The organism is Streptomyces sp. NPDC002784 (genome assembly GCF_053592135.1).
In genome coordinates, this window is sequence record NZ_JBSFVD010000017.1 from 125,435 (window position 1) to 140,021 (window position 14,587).

General features: G+C 71.0%; 15 protein-coding genes. 11 read left to right on the top strand and 4 right to left on the bottom strand.

Features of this window, described 5'->3' with window-relative positions:
* Nucleotides 1-214: 214 nt before the first annotated feature.
* Together ACWD1Z_RS26270 and ACWD1Z_RS26275 are read right to left on the bottom strand one after the other, a co-directional pair.
* Complete coding sequence (locus ACWD1Z_RS26270; protein WP_451122038.1) at nt 215-1,360, bottom strand: S1 family peptidase; 1,146 nt, start codon at nt 1,358-1,360, stop codon at nt 215-217.
* A gap of 191 nt (nt 1,361-1,551) precedes the next feature.
* Nucleotides 1,552-1,995 carry a MarR family winged helix-turn-helix transcriptional regulator gene (locus ACWD1Z_RS26275; RefSeq protein WP_451122039.1) on the bottom strand — a complete coding sequence of 148 codons (444 nt, stop codon included), beginning with the start codon at nt 1,993-1,995 and terminating at the stop codon, nt 1,552-1,554.
* Between the two features lie 192 nt (nt 1,996-2,187).
* On the opposite strand from ACWD1Z_RS26275, the gene ACWD1Z_RS26280 reads away from it, so the two are divergent.
* From ACWD1Z_RS26280 to ACWD1Z_RS26300, 5 genes are all read left to right on the top strand, one after another.
* Entirely contained in the window at nt 2,188-2,748 is a 561-nt protein-coding gene (locus ACWD1Z_RS26280) for a quercetin 2,3-dioxygenase (protein WP_451122040.1), read from the top strand.
* Between the two features lie 6 nt (nt 2,749-2,754).
* Nucleotides 2,755-2,901: a DUF1427 family protein gene (locus ACWD1Z_RS26285; protein WP_451122041.1), complete on the top strand. Its 147-nt coding sequence runs from the start codon at nt 2,755-2,757 to the stop codon at nt 2,899-2,901.
* Nucleotides 2,902-2,945: 44 nt separating this feature from the next.
* Nucleotides 2,946-3,608, top strand: coding sequence for a XapX domain-containing protein (locus ACWD1Z_RS26290; RefSeq protein ID WP_451122086.1), 663 nt, complete (start codon nt 2,946-2,948; stop codon nt 3,606-3,608).
* 113 nt (nt 3,609-3,721) lie between these two features.
* On the top strand, nt 3,722-4,642 hold the full coding sequence (locus tag ACWD1Z_RS26295) for an alpha/beta hydrolase fold domain-containing protein (protein WP_451122042.1): 921 nt from the start codon (nt 3,722-3,724) through the stop codon (nt 4,640-4,642).
* A gap of 135 nt (nt 4,643-4,777) precedes the next feature.
* Nucleotides 4,778-5,701, top strand: coding sequence for a phytoene/squalene synthase family protein (locus ACWD1Z_RS26300; protein WP_451122043.1), 924 nt, complete (start codon nt 4,778-4,780; stop codon nt 5,699-5,701).
* A gap of 39 nt (nt 5,702-5,740) precedes the next feature.
* Here ACWD1Z_RS26300 and ACWD1Z_RS26305 read toward each other — a convergent pair whose 3' ends face one another.
* On the bottom strand, nt 5,741-7,285 hold the full coding sequence (locus ACWD1Z_RS26305) for a fused MFS/spermidine synthase (RefSeq protein WP_451122044.1): 1,545 nt from the start codon (nt 7,283-7,285) through the stop codon (nt 5,741-5,743).
* Nucleotides 7,286-7,434: 149 nt separating this feature from the next.
* On the opposite strand from ACWD1Z_RS26305, the gene ACWD1Z_RS26310 reads away from it, so the two are divergent.
* Nucleotides 7,435-7,896 (top strand): PaaI family thioesterase, encoded by a 462-nt coding sequence (locus tag ACWD1Z_RS26310; RefSeq protein WP_451122045.1) that lies wholly within the window; start codon nt 7,435-7,437, stop codon nt 7,894-7,896.
* On the opposite strand, the gene ACWD1Z_RS26315 is transcribed toward ACWD1Z_RS26310, so the two are convergent.
* Nucleotides 7,868-8,947, bottom strand: coding sequence for a Glu/Leu/Phe/Val dehydrogenase dimerization domain-containing protein (locus ACWD1Z_RS26315; protein WP_451122046.1), 1,080 nt, complete (start codon nt 8,945-8,947; stop codon nt 7,868-7,870). The two genes, ACWD1Z_RS26310 and ACWD1Z_RS26315, sit on opposite strands and share 29 nt — an antisense overlap.
* Nucleotides 8,948-9,026: 79 nt before the next feature.
* Between ACWD1Z_RS26315 and ACWD1Z_RS26320 the strand changes: the two genes are divergently transcribed.
* From ACWD1Z_RS26320 to ACWD1Z_RS26340, 5 genes are all read left to right on the top strand, one after another.
* Complete coding sequence (locus tag ACWD1Z_RS26320; RefSeq protein WP_451122047.1) at nt 9,027-9,506, top strand: Lrp/AsnC family transcriptional regulator; 480 nt, start codon at nt 9,027-9,029, stop codon at nt 9,504-9,506.
* Nucleotides 9,507-9,515: 9 nt separating this feature from the next.
* The gene (locus tag ACWD1Z_RS26325) at nt 9,516-10,256 is read left to right on the top strand and encodes a VOC family protein (protein WP_451122048.1); all 741 of its coding nucleotides are present in this window, start codon (nt 9,516-9,518) and stop codon (nt 10,254-10,256) included.
* 103 nt (nt 10,257-10,359) lie between these two features.
* Complete coding sequence (locus ACWD1Z_RS26330) at nt 10,360-10,515, top strand: DUF6131 family protein (RefSeq protein ID WP_389419827.1); 156 nt, start codon at nt 10,360-10,362, stop codon at nt 10,513-10,515.
* Between the two features lie 147 nt (nt 10,516-10,662).
* Nucleotides 10,663-11,349, top strand: coding sequence for a GAF and ANTAR domain-containing protein (locus ACWD1Z_RS26335; protein ID WP_451122049.1), 687 nt, complete (start codon nt 10,663-10,665; stop codon nt 11,347-11,349).
* 372 nt (nt 11,350-11,721) lie between these two features.
* Entirely contained in the window at nt 11,722-14,571 is a 2,850-nt protein-coding gene (locus ACWD1Z_RS26340) for a PQQ-dependent sugar dehydrogenase (protein ID WP_451122050.1), read from the top strand.
* Nucleotides 14,572-14,587: the final 16 nt, after the last annotated feature.

Sequence of the window (14,587 nt, forward strand, 5' to 3'; positions counted from 1 at the left end):
GTGAAGGGAAGATCCACCGCTGCCAGGGCGCGCCGTCGCCCTGGATACGGAGGGGATACGGGCGGTGACTCACGTGCAGTCCGCCGCCGCGTCCGACACAGTAGGGACTTCCGCCGGGGTCGTCCATACTTTGTCCATCATCAGGTCAAAGAACCGGCGGCGGCCGGCCCGGCGGTGTGTCACCGCCGGGCCGCCGTACGCTAACCCCGCCGGCTTACGCCGTGTGCAGGCGCAGGCCGTAGCGGTTCAGGATCTCGTTCACCGGCTGGAACCAGGTCTGGCCGCCGCCGGAGCAGTTGCCCCACCCGCCGGAGGTGACGCCCTGAGCCTGGTCGCCGGAGATGAACGAGCCTCCGGAGTCCCCGGGTTCGGCGCACACGCTGGTCTTGGTGAGCTGGTGGACGGCGCCCTGGCTGTAGTTCACCGTCTCGTTCTTCGCCAGGACCGTCCCGCAGTGCCAGCGCGTGGTGGAGCCGGAGCGGCAGATCGACGCGCCGACGGGAGCCTCGTTCGAGCCGCGCACCAGCTGGTCGGGCACCGTGCCCCAGCCCAGCACCACGGGTACGGTCCACCAGCCGCTGCCCACGTTCACCCAGGCGTAGTCGTCGCCCGGGAACGACGAGCCCTGGAAGGCACCGATGTGGGTGTGGTCCCAGCCCCTGACCGCGGCGCCGGCCCGCCCGCAGTGACCGGCGGTGACGAAGCCGCCATGGACCGAGAAGCCTATGGAACAGCGGACGTTGCCCGTGTAGTAGGGATCGCCGCCGACGGTTCCGGCGGCGAAGGTGCGGGGAGCCGCGTTCACTTCGCGGATCTGGACGGGGCCGGCCTTGCGGGCCTTGGCCACGAAGGCGGTGACATCGTTATCAAAGCGCTGTGATGTGACGACGTCCACCACCACGCGGTTGACCTTGGGGTCCACTCGCCAAGCGGCGACGCCCTGGGGCGCTTCGGCCTTGTCGAGCTGCTTCTTCGTGGCGTCCAGCCGGGCCTCGGAGTAGTCGGCCCGGCGGAACTCGGCGCCCGCGGCCCGCAGTTCGCCGGCCAGGGACGGATCGGTGGCGGCGACCGTCAGTCTGCCGGTGCGCGCGTCGAACCAACTGCCCGCGTAGGCGCTTCCGGCGACGCTCCTGACGCGCCGGTCCACGGCTGCGGCGTGCCGCTCCGCCGAAAGGCGGTCCTCGGCCTCGGACTTCGTGAGGTTCAGGTCGCGCTGCATCGCCTGCACGAGGCCCGGCGACATCTCGGGAGCGCCCGAGCGAGGACCGGGTGCGGCCTGCGCGATGGGCGAGAGGGAGGCGGCCGCGGCTCCGAGGGCGAGCAGCAGAGCGGCGGCAGCGCGTGATCGCGTATGACGCATGGGGGTGCTTCCTTCCGTTCGCTGTGGGGGACGCCGGCTGAGGACAGCAGGCGCGCGGACGGTGAGAGCGCTCTCAACGCTAGCCGGGAGGTTACGCCGACATCGGCAACTGGTCCATACCTAGTACGAGTTGAGATGGCACGAAGTGAAACCAGCGTCAGGCGGCCCGCCGTCGTTCGGCACCCCGACGTTCAGGGAGCCTTCACCAGGGGTGGCTCTCCCCAGGAAGCGGTCAGCGCCTGGCGCAGCGCGCTCACGGCCGGCGCGCCGATGCGTTCGGCGAGGACGCCCTCGATCACGGCGAGCGCGCCCTGCGCTCTGTGATGGACCCGGGCACCTTCGGCCGTGGGGCGGATCAGGCGGCTGCGGGCGGAGGCGGGGTCGGGGACCTGCTCCAGCAGCCCCATGCCGATCAGACCGTGCACGGCCTGGTGCACGGTCTGCCGGGTGACGCCGATCCGGCGGGCGAGTTCGGAGATCGTGGTGCCCCGCTCGTCCAGGGTGGCGAAGACGGCGGCCTGGGCCACGGTCACCGGCTGCTCCCCCGCGGCCTCCATGCTGGCCAGCAACGCGTCGTCGAACCACCGCTTGGCCTCGGTGAGCAGCTGGGGCAGGTTCGGCGCGGGCGTGGTCATGGCTCCTCGGGGGCGGGACGGGAATCCGAGCATAGCGACAGCACGTCGATCGTCCTGGCCCAGGACGGGGGACCGAGGACGGGGGACCGAGGACGGGGGACCGAGGACGAGGGACCGCGTCACTCGGGGTCCCGCGAAACATACATGTCAGGTAGCCTGACATTAATTGCTTCCTCGTGCCGGAGGTCTTCCATGACCATGGAGTTCGCCACCCGCTATCGCTCCCGCTCACGCATCCCCGCCGATCCGGGCAAGCCCTACTTCATCGAGAAGGGCATGGGCGACCGCGCCCACCTGTTCACCGACCTCGTCACCGTCTACGCCGGCGGCGAGCAGACCGAGAACACCTTCAACTTCTTCACCGTCGAAGGCCCCAAGGGCGACCTCATCCCGGCCCACTCCCACGCCGACACCCACGAGGTCTTCTACGTCACCGACGGTGCCGTCCGGCTCTTCGTCGAGGACCTTGAAGGCGAGCAGTCCGAGAAGCTCCTCACGGCCGGCGACTTCGGCTTCGTCCCCAAGAACTGCCCGCACGCCTACCGCATCGAGCGCCACCACAGCCGGATCGTCGGCGTCGCGGCGGGGCCGGGCGGGACCTTCGAGCGGTTCTTCGAGAACCTCGGCACCCCCACCGAGGAACTCGGCCTGCCGGAACGGCCGTTCGTGCCCGAGCCGCACAAGTTCGGTACCGTCCCGCGCCAGTACGACGTGCGGTTCCTGCCCGACCACCAGTGGCGCACGGGGAACTGACCGACGGTGGCGTACGGACAAGCGCTGCTGGCCGGGGCGGTGGTCGGCGTCCTGTACGCGGCTCTGCGTGTGAAAGCCCCCGCTCCCCCACCCGTCGCCCTGGCCGGCCTGCTCGGCCTCCTGCTCGGGCAGAGCCTCCTGGAGAAGCTGTGACGGTCGGACGGCGGGCCCGGGCTGCCGCCTTCGGCCGCCGTATCGTGGTCTCCTTCGCCACGGGGCTGGCGATCGGCGCCCTCTGCCGGGCCTTCGGCATCACCGCCCCCGCTCCGGCGCTGCTCGGGCTCACGGGTCTGCTGGGCATCGGCCTCGGGGAGCGCGCGGCCACAGCGCTCGGGGCGCGGGTGGCCCGCCGTCGCGCGGCTCGTCCGGGCGCGGACACGGCCGACGTAGAGCGGCCCTCGCCGACGCTGCGACGGCTCGGCCTGGAGGAGTCCTCGCCGGACCTGCGACCGCCCGACCAGGCGCAGCCTCCACCGGGTCTGCGACCGCCCGACCAGGAACAGCCCCCGCCAGGCCTGCGACCACCCGACCAGGAGCAACTTCCCGCCACCCCGGGCACAGCCCTCCCCGTGGGACCACCCGCCACCCCGGGCACAGCCGTCCCCGTGGGACCACCCGCCACCCCGGGCACAGCCGTCCCCGTGGGACCACCCGCCACCCCCCGCACAGCCCTCCCGGAGCAGCCCCCCGCCACCCCGCACCCAGCCCTCCCGGAGCAGCCTCCCCCCGCCCCGCACCCAGCCGTTCCCGAGGGACCTCCCCCCACCCCGCACACCCCCCACCCGCAGCACCCCACCCCCACCACAACCGATCAGGCGCCGCCTCCCCCCTGCGCCTGCCTCCCGTCCTCGCGGCACTGACCTGCCGGTCTGCGCCGACTGCGCCGACCGCGCCGACCGCCGCTTCCTGGGTTCCGCCCACGTCTGCGGTTCCGCCCACGTCCGCCGCCCGTTCTCGTCCGGAGAGAGGCCCCATGCCCCTGTCGCCCGAGCTCGCCGCCCTGCTCGCCCCGCCCGCGCCCGACCGACTGCCGCTGCCGCCCGCCGCGCATCCCGCGCCGGGCGTACGGCTGCTGCGCGGCGCCGTCTATGCGGCCCCGGCGGGCATCCGCCCCCTGGAACTCGACCTGTGGCTGCCCGATGAGCCGCAGGGGCCTGTGCCCGTCATCGTCTACCTCCACGGCGGCGGCTGGCGGACGGGCACCCGCGCGGACATGGGACCGCGCTTCCGCCACTGGCGCCCAAGCCCCTTCGCCCGTCTCGCCCAAGCCGGGTTCGCCGTCGCCAGCCTCGACTACCGACTCTCCGGCGAGGCCCTCTACCCCGCTCAACTGGAGGACGTCACCGCGGCCGTGGCGTGGCTGAACGCCCGTGCCGGCGAACTCGGCCTGGACACGGGCCGGACCGTGGCCTGGGGCGAATCCGCCGGAGCCCACCTGGCCGCCCTGCTGGCCCTCACCACCCCGGTGAGCGGCTGCATCGCCTGGTACGGGCCCACCGACCTGACCACGTTGCCGGCCCAGTCCCGGCCCGGCGCCTACGATCCCGCCGATCCCACGACCCGCGAGGCCCTGCTGATCGGAGCGGCCGTCGCCGCGGCGCCCGACCGCGCCCGTGCGGCCAGCCCGGTCGCCCACGTCACCGCCGGCGCCCCGCCGTTCCTCATCCTGCACGGCACCGACGACGCGCTCATCCCCCTCGCCCAGGGCGAGCAGCTGGCCGCGGCGCTGCGTGAGGCGGGCGCCGACGTCGACTTCCGTCCCGTGGTCGGCGCCGACCACGCGTGGGCGGGGCTGCCGGAGGAGGAGGTGGAGCGGTGCTTCGCCCTCTCCGCGGACTTCGCCCGCGCACGCACCCTGGCACCGCCGACGCGCACCACACCCGCGCGTCACTGACGGTGCGCCGGTATCGCGGCGGTGAGGCCCAATGGCGTCAGCTTGCGTTCCCGAAGCTGCATGCGGATCTCGCCTCAGTACCGAGTAAAGTCTCCACGTTCAGCGGCCCGCGCACACCGGTCCTCCAGGAGAACAGTGACCAGATGGTCCGCAGCCCTGACCGACGCCGGCATCACCCAGCCGCGGCTACGGCAGGACTACGACGCGCAGCGCCGGCTCGTGCGGCGGTTCGATCCGCACGCGTACCTCGCGACACGACTGCTGCTCCCCGCACGTCTTCACCCCGCCGTCGTGGCAGCCGTGGCGTTCATGCACGAGACGGACGAACTGATCGACTCCGGGGAGGTGAACACCCGCCGGGAAGCCCTGCGTTCATGGGATCAGCAGGTCACCGCGGCCCTGAACGGCGACACCGGCAATGCCACGCTCAGGGCACTGGCCGACACCGTACGGCGCCATCCGCACCTGGCCGGCCGGGTGCGGGACTTCCTCAACGGGGCACCGCTGGAGGCCGCTTGGACCGGTGACGACACCGAGGACGACTTCCAGACCTACATCGACGGCTACTCGTTGCCCGGCCTGATGCTCACGGCTTCCCTCATCGCGCCGCCGCGCGAGTCCGGCCGGGACGTTCCCTTCCAGCAGCACTGCCGGAAGCTGATCGAGGGCTGGCAGCGGATCGACCATCTCGCGGACCTGCGTGAGGACGCCCAGGCCGGCACAGTCGGCGTTCCGCGCCGCGCACTTGCCGAGTACGGCCTGACCCCCGAGGACCTGCTGAGGCAGCCGTCCGATGCGCCGGCGGTCGAGCTGCTGGTCCGGGCCCAGGCGGAACTCGCGGGCGCGGCGCTCCAGGAGTGCGCAGGGCTCCCGGACCTGGTCGAGGGCGAGTTCCGGCCGTTCGTGAGGGCGCTGATCTCCGTGCAGCGGCTGCGACTTGAGGCCATCGGGCGCAAGGGCGGCGCCGTCCTCAAGGGCGGTGTGCGGCCCCCTGCCGTGGCCACTGCGCGGGTCCTGCTGCGGGAGGCCGTCCGGGCCCGGTGGCCGCGTCGGCGCTGACGGTGGCGGGGCACCCGGCAGGGTGTCCTCGGTGCCCGGTCACCGGCTGGTCTGCGGGCTGGAGGGCTGGAGGAGCTGGTCGACGGGGGCGTAGTCGTCGGTGAGGAGCCGGGCGTCGCCGATCCAGGAGGTGAGGTCGTCGCCGGTGGTGATCTTCCAGCCGGTTTTCCGGGCGTCCAGGGCCTCCTGGGTCGCGGGCACGTCGACGGGGCGGTTCGAGGCGAGCACCACCAGATTGCCGCCTTCGGGGGCGGCGGCCGGGTCGAGGCCGATGTCGGCCGGTTCGCCGGCGACGGCGACGTGCTCGAAGGTCTCGCCGAGGGTGGCCACTTCGGCCCGCGCGAAGTCCATCCCGCCGTGATCGATGAGGTTGACGACGTACAGCCCGTCCTCGTCGAGCGCCCGCCGTACGTCCGTCATCGCCTCCACCGTGGTGAGGTGCCACGGCACGCTCACGCCGCCGAAGGCGTCGCCGACGACGAGGTCACGGCTGCCTGCGTCCAGCCGCCGCAGGCCGAGCCTGCCGTCCTCGGCCCGTACCTCGATGCCGCTGAGCGCACGCAGACCGAGGTGCTCGCGGTTGATGCGCACGACCCCGCTGTCGATCTCGGACACGAGACTGCGCGTCCCGGGTCGCGTCGCCGCGAGGTAGCGGGGGAAGGTGAGTCCGCCGCCGCCCAAGTGGTAGGCGGAAAGCGGCTCGTCGTCGGGAAAGGCCGTGTCGACCACGGACGCGAAGGCGCGCACGTACGTGAACTTCAGGAACGTCGGGTCGTCGATGTCGACGTAGGAGTGCCGCAGGCCGTCCAGGACGAGGGTACGGCCGCCCGTCCTGTCGGGGTCATCGACGACGTTCGCGCAGTGGTACCTGGTCTCCGCGTCGCAGCCACCGGGCGCGACCGTGGTGGCGAGGCCGCCGGCGACGACGACGAGGGTCAGGGCGGGAACCCCGGTCCAGCCGCGCGTACGCCACTCGATCAGGGCCGAGCCGGCCACCAGGAGGATCCCGAGGCCGATCAGGATGCCGCTGACCGGGAAGCGCGACACGAGGACGAAGCCGGTGAGGACGGTGCCGACGATGGCGCCGGCGGTGCCGACGCCGGACAGCCGGCCGACCACCGTTCCGGTCTCGGCGAGGGTGGTCAGGCGCAGCTTGGTCACGATCGGCGTCACCGCGGCGAGCAGCGCGCCCGGCACGAGGATGGTCAGCGACGCGATGAAGAAGAGCAGCGGCGGCGCCCACTCCGCCGTGGTGCGCAGGACGAGCGGGGTCAGCGCCACGACGACACCCGAGAGCCCGAGCGAGGGGCCGATCAGCCGGCGTGGACTGACCTGGTCGGCGAGGCGCCCTCCCATCCAGGATCCGGCGGCGATAGCGGTGAGGGCGACACCGATGACCATGGTGCTGGTCTCCAGGGTCAGGCCGAGGTAGGGAGCCAGCAGCCGCAGCGCGACGATCTCGACCACGAGGACCGCGGCCGAGGAGGAGAACACGAGCACGGCGGCGGCACGAGAACCCAGTCCGTTGTCACGGGGGTTGGGCGCGGCGACGGGGGACGAAGACAATCCGGTCACACGCGGCATCCTTCCACGCGCCGCGTCTGCCCACAGGAGTTGAGAGGAGCCGGAGGCTTTCGCAATCGTGATCGACCGGCCCAAGGGCCCCGGTGCCATGATGATCGGTATCGGCGGGCCCGCCGCCCGAGAAGACCCCAGGTGACCCAAGGAGACACGTGGACGACCGCACCCAGCAGGAGCACGACCAGGCCGAACCCGAGATCCAGGCACGTATCCAGGAGAACTTCGGACGTCAGGGGCTGATGGCCCACCTCGGTGCGCGGATCACGAAGATCGCGCCCGGCCGCGTCCACATCGTGCTCCCCCACCGCCCCGAAGTCACCCAGCAGCACGGCTACTTCCACGCCGGAGCCACCAGCGCCATCGCGGACAGCGCCGGCGGCTACGCCGGTCTGACGTTGTTCCCCGAGGACAGTGACGTCCTCACCGTCGAGTACAAGATCAACCTGCTGGCGCCCGCACTCGGTGACCACCTGGAGGCCGTCGGCACTGTCCTGAAGTCCGGCCGCACCCTGACCGTGTGCCAACTGGAGGTGTACGGCGTCCAGGACGAGGCGCGCAAGCTCGTGGCGCACGGGCAGCAGACCCTCATCCGCTTGGACGGGCCCCCGCGGTGAGCCCCGAGCGCCCAGCGGCGGAGGCGAGCCGGCGTTCGGCGATCCGCTGGGCCGCCCGCAGGGGGGTGACCCCGGCCGACCGCGCCGCTTCGAGGATGTCGCTGACGGTGTCGGCGATGCGCTCCACCCGCTTCCGCCCGGCCTCATGGGTGTGGTTCTGCGACTCCCTGCTGAGGGTGTAGGCGATACCGCCGGCACTGGCCACGAAGTCGGGCACCCAGACGATGCCCCGGCGGGCGAGGGCGTCGGCCACGCCCTCCTCGGTCAGCTGGTTGTTCGCGGGGCCGACGATCAGACGCGCCGTGATGTGCGGGACGGTCACGTCGCTGAGCACCCCGCCGACGGCAGCGGGGACCAGGATGTCGGCCGGCGCGGCCAGGGCCTGACCGGGCTCCACCCACCCGTATCCGCTCGCCAGGGCCTGCGCCTTGCGGGACGGCTCCACGTCCGATACGACCACCTGCGCGCCCTCGGCGGCCAGTCCCACGGCGATGCCGCTGCCGACCGCACCGAAGCCGCTGATCACCACCGTCCGCCCGGCGCAGGAGGCGTCGCCGAACACATGCCGCGCGCCGGAGCGCAGGGCCGCCAGCACACCGATCGCGGTCGGGCCGCTGGAATCGCCGGTGCCGCCGTGCTCCTGCGGGGCGCAGTACGCGTAGGGCGAGAAGCGCTTGAGGACCACCATGTCCTCGGGGCCGGTGCCGACGTCGGGACCGGTGCGATACGAGCCCTGGAAGGAAGCGATCAGCTCGCCCAGGTCCTCCAGGGCGGACTCGCGCAGTCCCGGAGTGAGGTCGGTGTCCCGGCCGAGAGCGATCACGCTCTTGCCGCCGCCGAAGTCCATACCGGCCACCGCGGCCTTGTAGGTCATCGCCTCCGACAGGCGCAGGGCGTCGGCCAGTCCCTCCTGCCAACTGTCGTAGCGACGCAGCCGGCAGCCGCCGACCGCGGGTCCCAGGGCCCGGGAGTGGACCGCCACGATCAGCGGAAGCCGGGAACGGCGGCCGCGCCGGATGACCACGTCTTCATGGGTGAATGCTTGGCTCATGGCTGTGAAGCTAGGCCGATGCTCAGAGCGGGCGGTCAAGTGCCGAATGAAATTCGGGGCCTTGGCGCATAAGCCAGTCATGGATGAACTTGATGCGGCGATCGTGCACCATCTGCAGGCAGATGGCCGGCAGTCCAACCGCGCCCTCGCCGAGCGGCTCGGCATAGCCCCTTCCACCTGTCTGGAACGCACCCGGCTCCTGCACAAGCGCGGGATCATCGAGGGCTACCGCGCCCAGGTGTCCCTTCGGGCGCTGAACCGGTCCGTGCAGGCGATGGTCGCCACCCAGGTCCGGCCGCTGCGCCGGGATGTGGTCGCCGCGTTCGAGCGGTCGGTGACCCGGCTGCCGGAAGTGGTCTCCGTGTACACGATGGCCGGCAGCGACGACTTCCTGGTCCACGTCACGGCTCCGGACATCGACCATCTGCACGCCTTCCTCCTCGACCAGTTCACCAACCGGCGCGAGATCGTCAGCTTCCGCACCTCGATCATCTTCCAGCACCTCACCAACCCGGTGCTCGACCCGCTGCCGGCCTCTGACTCCCCGGCGGATGCATAGGATCGCCGCATGGCGTTGCGACCTGTCATGGTGAACATCAAGGCCGTTGATCACGCGGCGGTCGGCCGGTTCTGGGCGGAGGCGCTCGGCTGGAGTGCCTACAGCCCGGGGGTGACGACGTACGTGGGACCCCCCGGGGGTCTCGTCTGGCCGGACCCGGTCGCCGTCGGCATCGATGTCGTTCCCGTCCCGGAGGCCAGGACGGGAACGAAGAACCGGGTGCACCTCGATCTCGCCACCACCTCCGCGGCCCATCAGGCGGAGCTGGTGGCACGCCTGCAGGATCTCGGTGCGGCCCCGGCCGACGTGGGCCAGGGCAAGGTGCCGTGGACGGTCCTCGCGGACCCGGAGGGCAACGAGTTCTGCGTGCTGGAGCCCCGGGAGGTCTACCGGGACACCGGGCCGATCGCCGCGGTGGTCGTGGACTGCGCGGATCCGCGGGCCATGGCACGGTTCTGGGGTGCGGCGCTGGACTGGGACCTGCGCGAGGTGTCAGATGATCATGCGGTGATGCGCTCCGCCAGGACGGGCGGCCCGTACCTCGAATTCCTCCGTACGCCCGGGGGGAAGACGGTGCCGGACCGCGTCCACCTGGACCTGCTGCCGTACCCCGGCGACGACAGGGCGGCGGAGGTGGCCCGGCTGCGGGCGCTCGGCGCCGCCGACCTCGATGTCGGCCAGGGTGCCGTCCCGTGGACGTGTCTCACCGACCCGGAGGGCCACGAGTTCTGTGTTCTCGCCCTGTCCTGAGCCGGTTCCCGCCCTGTCCTGAAGGCAACAGATGGCCGCCCACATGTTTGAGACGGGCGTTTTGGTTCACGCGTAAGGAGTATCACTCCACGTGGAGGCAGCCATGCTCTTGATAGGCATCATCCTGCTCGTCATCGGGTTCATCACCGGTGTATCGATCTTGTGGACGATCGGGCTCATTCTGACCGTGATCGGCGCGATCCTGTGGATCATGGGCTCGATGGGACACGCGGTCGCCGGACGTCGCCATTATTGGTGACGCCGGGAGCAGATCTGCGGCGTCACGACGCAGCTCGGGCCGGTGTTTCCGCACCGGAGGCCCGAGCTGCGTCGGCTTGTCCTGCGAAGCTTGCGCCCGTGCCCCGCGGAACGGACGAGCGGGGCGGAGCGAGAGGTAGCAGAGGCTATGGACTGGGCGCATTTCGCACAGCAGATGGCGTCGATGGCGCGTGACCTGCTGTCGCAGGAGTCCCTCTCCGGCACGCTGGAGCGGATCAGCGGTTCAGCGGTCGAGCTGGTGGAGGGCTGTGAAGCGGCCGGCATCCTGATCCTGCACGGCAAGACGATCGAGACTCTCGCGCCGACCGAACAGCTCGTCGTGGCCAGCGACCGGCTGCAGGAGCAGGCGGGCGAGGGCCCGTGCTTCGACGCCGCCCACACCAAGAACGACGAGCGCGTCTTCCGGGTCCGCGATTTCGCCCACGAGCCGCGCTGGCCCGCCTACGCCCCGCAGGCCCGTCAGCTCGGCGTGGGCAGCATGATGGGCTTTCTGCTCTACACCGAGGACGAGGAGCTCGGCGCCCTCAACCTCTACTCCCCCAGCCCCGGCGCCTTCACCGAGACCAGTGAGCTGGCCGGCTGGCTGCTCGCCTCCCATGCCGCGGTCGCCTTCTCCAGCGCCCGCACGCAGGCCCAGATGGAACACGCCATGGACACCCGCCATGCCATCGGCGAGGCCATGGGTATCCTCATGGGCAGCCATGATCTCACCGAGAAACAGGCGTTCGACGTCCTGCGCCGCTACTCGCAGACCAAGAACGTCAAGCTCCGGGAGGTCGCGCGCCAGATCTGCGAGCGGGGCGGCCTGTCCTGACCCCGCGTTCGGCTCCCCCGGCTCATGGGCAGAACCAGAGGAGCCTAGCCAGATCAGCTCCCTAGGGATACGCCGCTGACCCGGCCTGTGCACCAAGTCCCCGCGCGCGGCGCATTCAATGCGTAACCGGCGCCCTCTATCTCGTATCCCCTGCGGATGCCGGAGCCGCACCCCGACTTTGTCCTGATCATGGAAAAAGCAGAGAGTTCTGGCGCGAAAGGGGTTACGCGCCAGAACGAAGGCCGCTAACTTCCTTGAAATGAACCGGTCATGCATATGCGGTCCGGTTCAACGGCGCGACGGCGCGCGCCGTTCTCCCCTTCCCCAGGACGCCCCTGTCCTGCAGTCATCCCCACACCTCGGGAGACGTCTGTGCGCACAGCACTGCTCAGACCCAGGCTCATCCGTTCGTTGGCGCTGGCGGTGGTGTGCGCCGTCGGCTGCTTCGTACCGGGAACCGCATCCGCCGCACCGCCCGATCCGGCCGACGGCGTCGGCGCGGCCGCCGTGGAGTTCCAGCAGATCACGCTCGCCAAGGGCGTGGCCGAGATGGGCGAGCCCATGACCCTCGCCGTCCTGCCGAACCGTTCGGTGCTGCACACGTCACGCGACGGCACCGTACGGATCACCGACGCGGCCGGGAACACCAGCGTGGCCGGCAAGGTCGATGTATACAGTCACGACGAGGAGGGTCTGCAAGGCATCGCCGTGGACCCGGCGTTCGCCTCCAACCGCTTCATCTACCTGTACTACGCGCCCAAGTTGAGCACGCCGGGCGGTGACGCCCCCTCGGACGGGGCGGCCGCGGACTTCGCGCCGTTCGACGGCGTCAACCGGCTGTCCCGGTTCGTCCTGAAGACCGACAACACCCTGGACACGGCCAGTGAGAAGAAGATCCTGGACGTGCCGGCGTCGCGCGGCATCTGCTGCCACGTCGGCGGCGACATCGACTTCGACGCGGCGGGCAACCTCTACCTGTCGACCGGCGACGACACCAACCCGTTCGCCTCGGACGGCTACACCCCGATCGACGAGCGGGCCTCCCGCAACCCGGCCTACGACGCCCAGCGTTCCTCGGGCAACACCAACGACCTGCGCGGCAAGGTGCTGCGGATCAAGGTGAACGCCGACGGCACGTACGCCATACCCAGCGGCAACCTCTTCGCCCCCGGCACCGCCAAGACCCGCCCCGAGATCTACGCGATGGGCTTCCGCAACCCCTTCCGGATGAGCGTGGACAAGGCCACGGGCATCGTCTACCTCGGCGACTACGGCCCCGACGCCGGCACGGCGAACGCCGGCCGGGGGCCCGAGGGACAGGTCGAGTTCAACCGGATCACGAAGGCCGGCAACTACGGCTGGCCGTACTGCACCGGCAAGAACGACGCCTACACCGACTACAACTTCGCCACTGGCACCTCGGGCGCCAAGTTCGACTGCGCCGCGCCCAAGAACACCTCCCCGCGCAACACCGGGCTGACCGACCTGCCCCCGGCGCAGCCGGCCTGGATCCCCTACAACGGCGGATCCGTACCGGAGTTCGGCGGCGGCTCCGAGTCCCCGATGGGCGGCCCCGTCTACCGCTACGACGCCGCCTCCACCTCCCAGGTCAAGTTCCCCCAGGAGTACGACGGCGACTACTTCGCCGGCGAGTTCGGCCGCCGCTGGATCAAGCGCGTCGAGGCCGCCGGTGACGGCACCGTGCAGTCCATCAACGCCTTCCCCTGGACCGGCACCCAGGTGATGGACATGGCCTTCGGCCCGGACGGCGCCCTGTACGTCCTGGACTACGGCACCGGCTACTTCAACGGCGACGCGAACTCCGCGCTGTACCGCATCGAGCACGTCACCGACGGCCTCGCCCCGCTCGCGCAGGCGAAGGCGAACGTCACCTCCGGCAAGGCACCGCTGGCGGTCACCTTCTCCTCCAGCGGCAGCTCGGACCCGGACGGCGGCGCTCTCAGCTACGCCTGGACCTTCGGCGACGGCGCGACCTCCACGGCCGCCAATCCGTCGCACACCTACACGGCCAACGGCCAGTACACGGCCACCCTGAAGGTCACGGACCCGACCGGCAAGACAGCCACCGCGTCCGTGCAGATCACCGTCGGCAACACCGCCCCGACCGTGCGGATCGACCTGCCCACGGACGGCCGTATCCACGACTTCGGCGCCGCGATCCCGTTCAAGGTGACGGTGACCGACCCCGAGGACGGCACCATCGACTGCTCCAAGGTGAAGGTCTCCTTCATCGTCGGCCACGACAGCCACGGCCACCCGCAGACCTCGGCCACCGGATGCACCGGCACCCTGCAGACCCTGGCCGACGGCGAGCACGACCCCAACGCCAACATCTTCGGTGTCATCGACGCCGAGTACACCGACAAGGGCGCGAACGGCCAGCCCGCGCTGACCACGCACGACCAGCACATCGTCCAGCCCTCCCACCGGCAGGCCGAGCACTACGGTGACTCCGCCGGTGTCCAGGTCGTCTCGCACGCTCCCGCCCACGGCGGCAAGACCGTCGGGTACATCGACAACGGCGACTGGATCTCCTTCGCGCCCTACGCCCTGGACAACACCACCCGCTTCACCGCCCGGGTCTCCTCCGGAGGAGCGGGCGGCACCATCGAGGTGCGCGCGGGCTCGCCGACCGGTGCCCTGCTCGGCACCGCGACCGTGCCGGTGACCGGCGGCTGGGAGACCTTCCAGGACGTCACCGCCGACCTCAGCAACCAGCCCGCCGGCTCCACCCAGCTGTACCTGGTCTTCAAGGGCGGCGCCGGTTCGCTGTTCGACGTCGACGAGTTCTCCTTCACCACCTCCGGCGGCGGCGGAACCGGCTCGGGCGCCATCAAGGGCGTCAACGGCAAGTGCCTGGACGTCGACGGCGGCAACACCGCCGACGGTACGAAGATCCAGCTGTGGACCTGCAACAACTCCACCGCCCAGACCTGGACCCCGGCCGGCGACGGATCCATCAAGGCGCTGGGCAAGTGCCTGGACATCTCCGGCGGCGGCACCGCCGACGGCACCAGGATCCAGCTGTGGACCTGCAACAACACCGGCGCCCAGAAGTGGGCACCCCAGGCCGACGGCACCGTCCGCAACCCGCAGTCCGGCAAGTGCCTCGACGCGTCCGGCGGCACCTGGAACGACGGCACCGCCGTCCACCTGTGGACCTGCCACACCGGCCCCAACCAGAAATGGACCCTTCCGTAGAAAGGAGGCGACCGAC

Excerpts from the sequence above, each read along its gene's own strand:
- ACWD1Z_RS26270 (WP_451122038.1), bottom strand. The coding sequence starts at position 1,360 with ATGCGTCATACGCGATCACGCGCTGCCGCCGCTCTGCTGCTCGCCCTC.
- ACWD1Z_RS26275 (WP_451122039.1), bottom strand. The coding sequence starts at position 1,995 with ATGACCACGCCCGCGCCGAACCTGCCCCAGCTGCTCACCGAGGCCAAG.
- ACWD1Z_RS26280 (WP_451122040.1), top strand. The coding sequence starts at position 2,188 with ATGACCATGGAGTTCGCCACCCGCTATCGCTCCCGCTCACGCATCCCC.
- ACWD1Z_RS26295 (WP_451122042.1), top strand. The coding sequence starts at position 3,722 with ATGCCCCTGTCGCCCGAGCTCGCCGCCCTGCTCGCCCCGCCCGCGCCC.
- ACWD1Z_RS26305 (WP_451122044.1), bottom strand. The coding sequence starts at position 7,285 with ATGCCGCGTGTGACCGGATTGTCTTCGTCCCCCGTCGCCGCGCCCAAC.
- ACWD1Z_RS26315 (WP_451122046.1), bottom strand. The coding sequence starts at position 8,947 with ATGAGCCAAGCATTCACCCATGAAGACGTGGTCATCCGGCGCGGCCGC.
- ACWD1Z_RS26320 (WP_451122047.1), top strand. The coding sequence starts at position 9,027 with ATGGATGAACTTGATGCGGCGATCGTGCACCATCTGCAGGCAGATGGC.
- ACWD1Z_RS26325 (WP_451122048.1), top strand. The coding sequence starts at position 9,516 with ATGGCGTTGCGACCTGTCATGGTGAACATCAAGGCCGTTGATCACGCG.
- ACWD1Z_RS26330 (WP_389419827.1), top strand. The coding sequence starts at position 10,360 with ATGCTCTTGATAGGCATCATCCTGCTCGTCATCGGGTTCATCACCGGT.
- ACWD1Z_RS26335 (WP_451122049.1), top strand. The coding sequence starts at position 10,663 with ATGGACTGGGCGCATTTCGCACAGCAGATGGCGTCGATGGCGCGTGAC.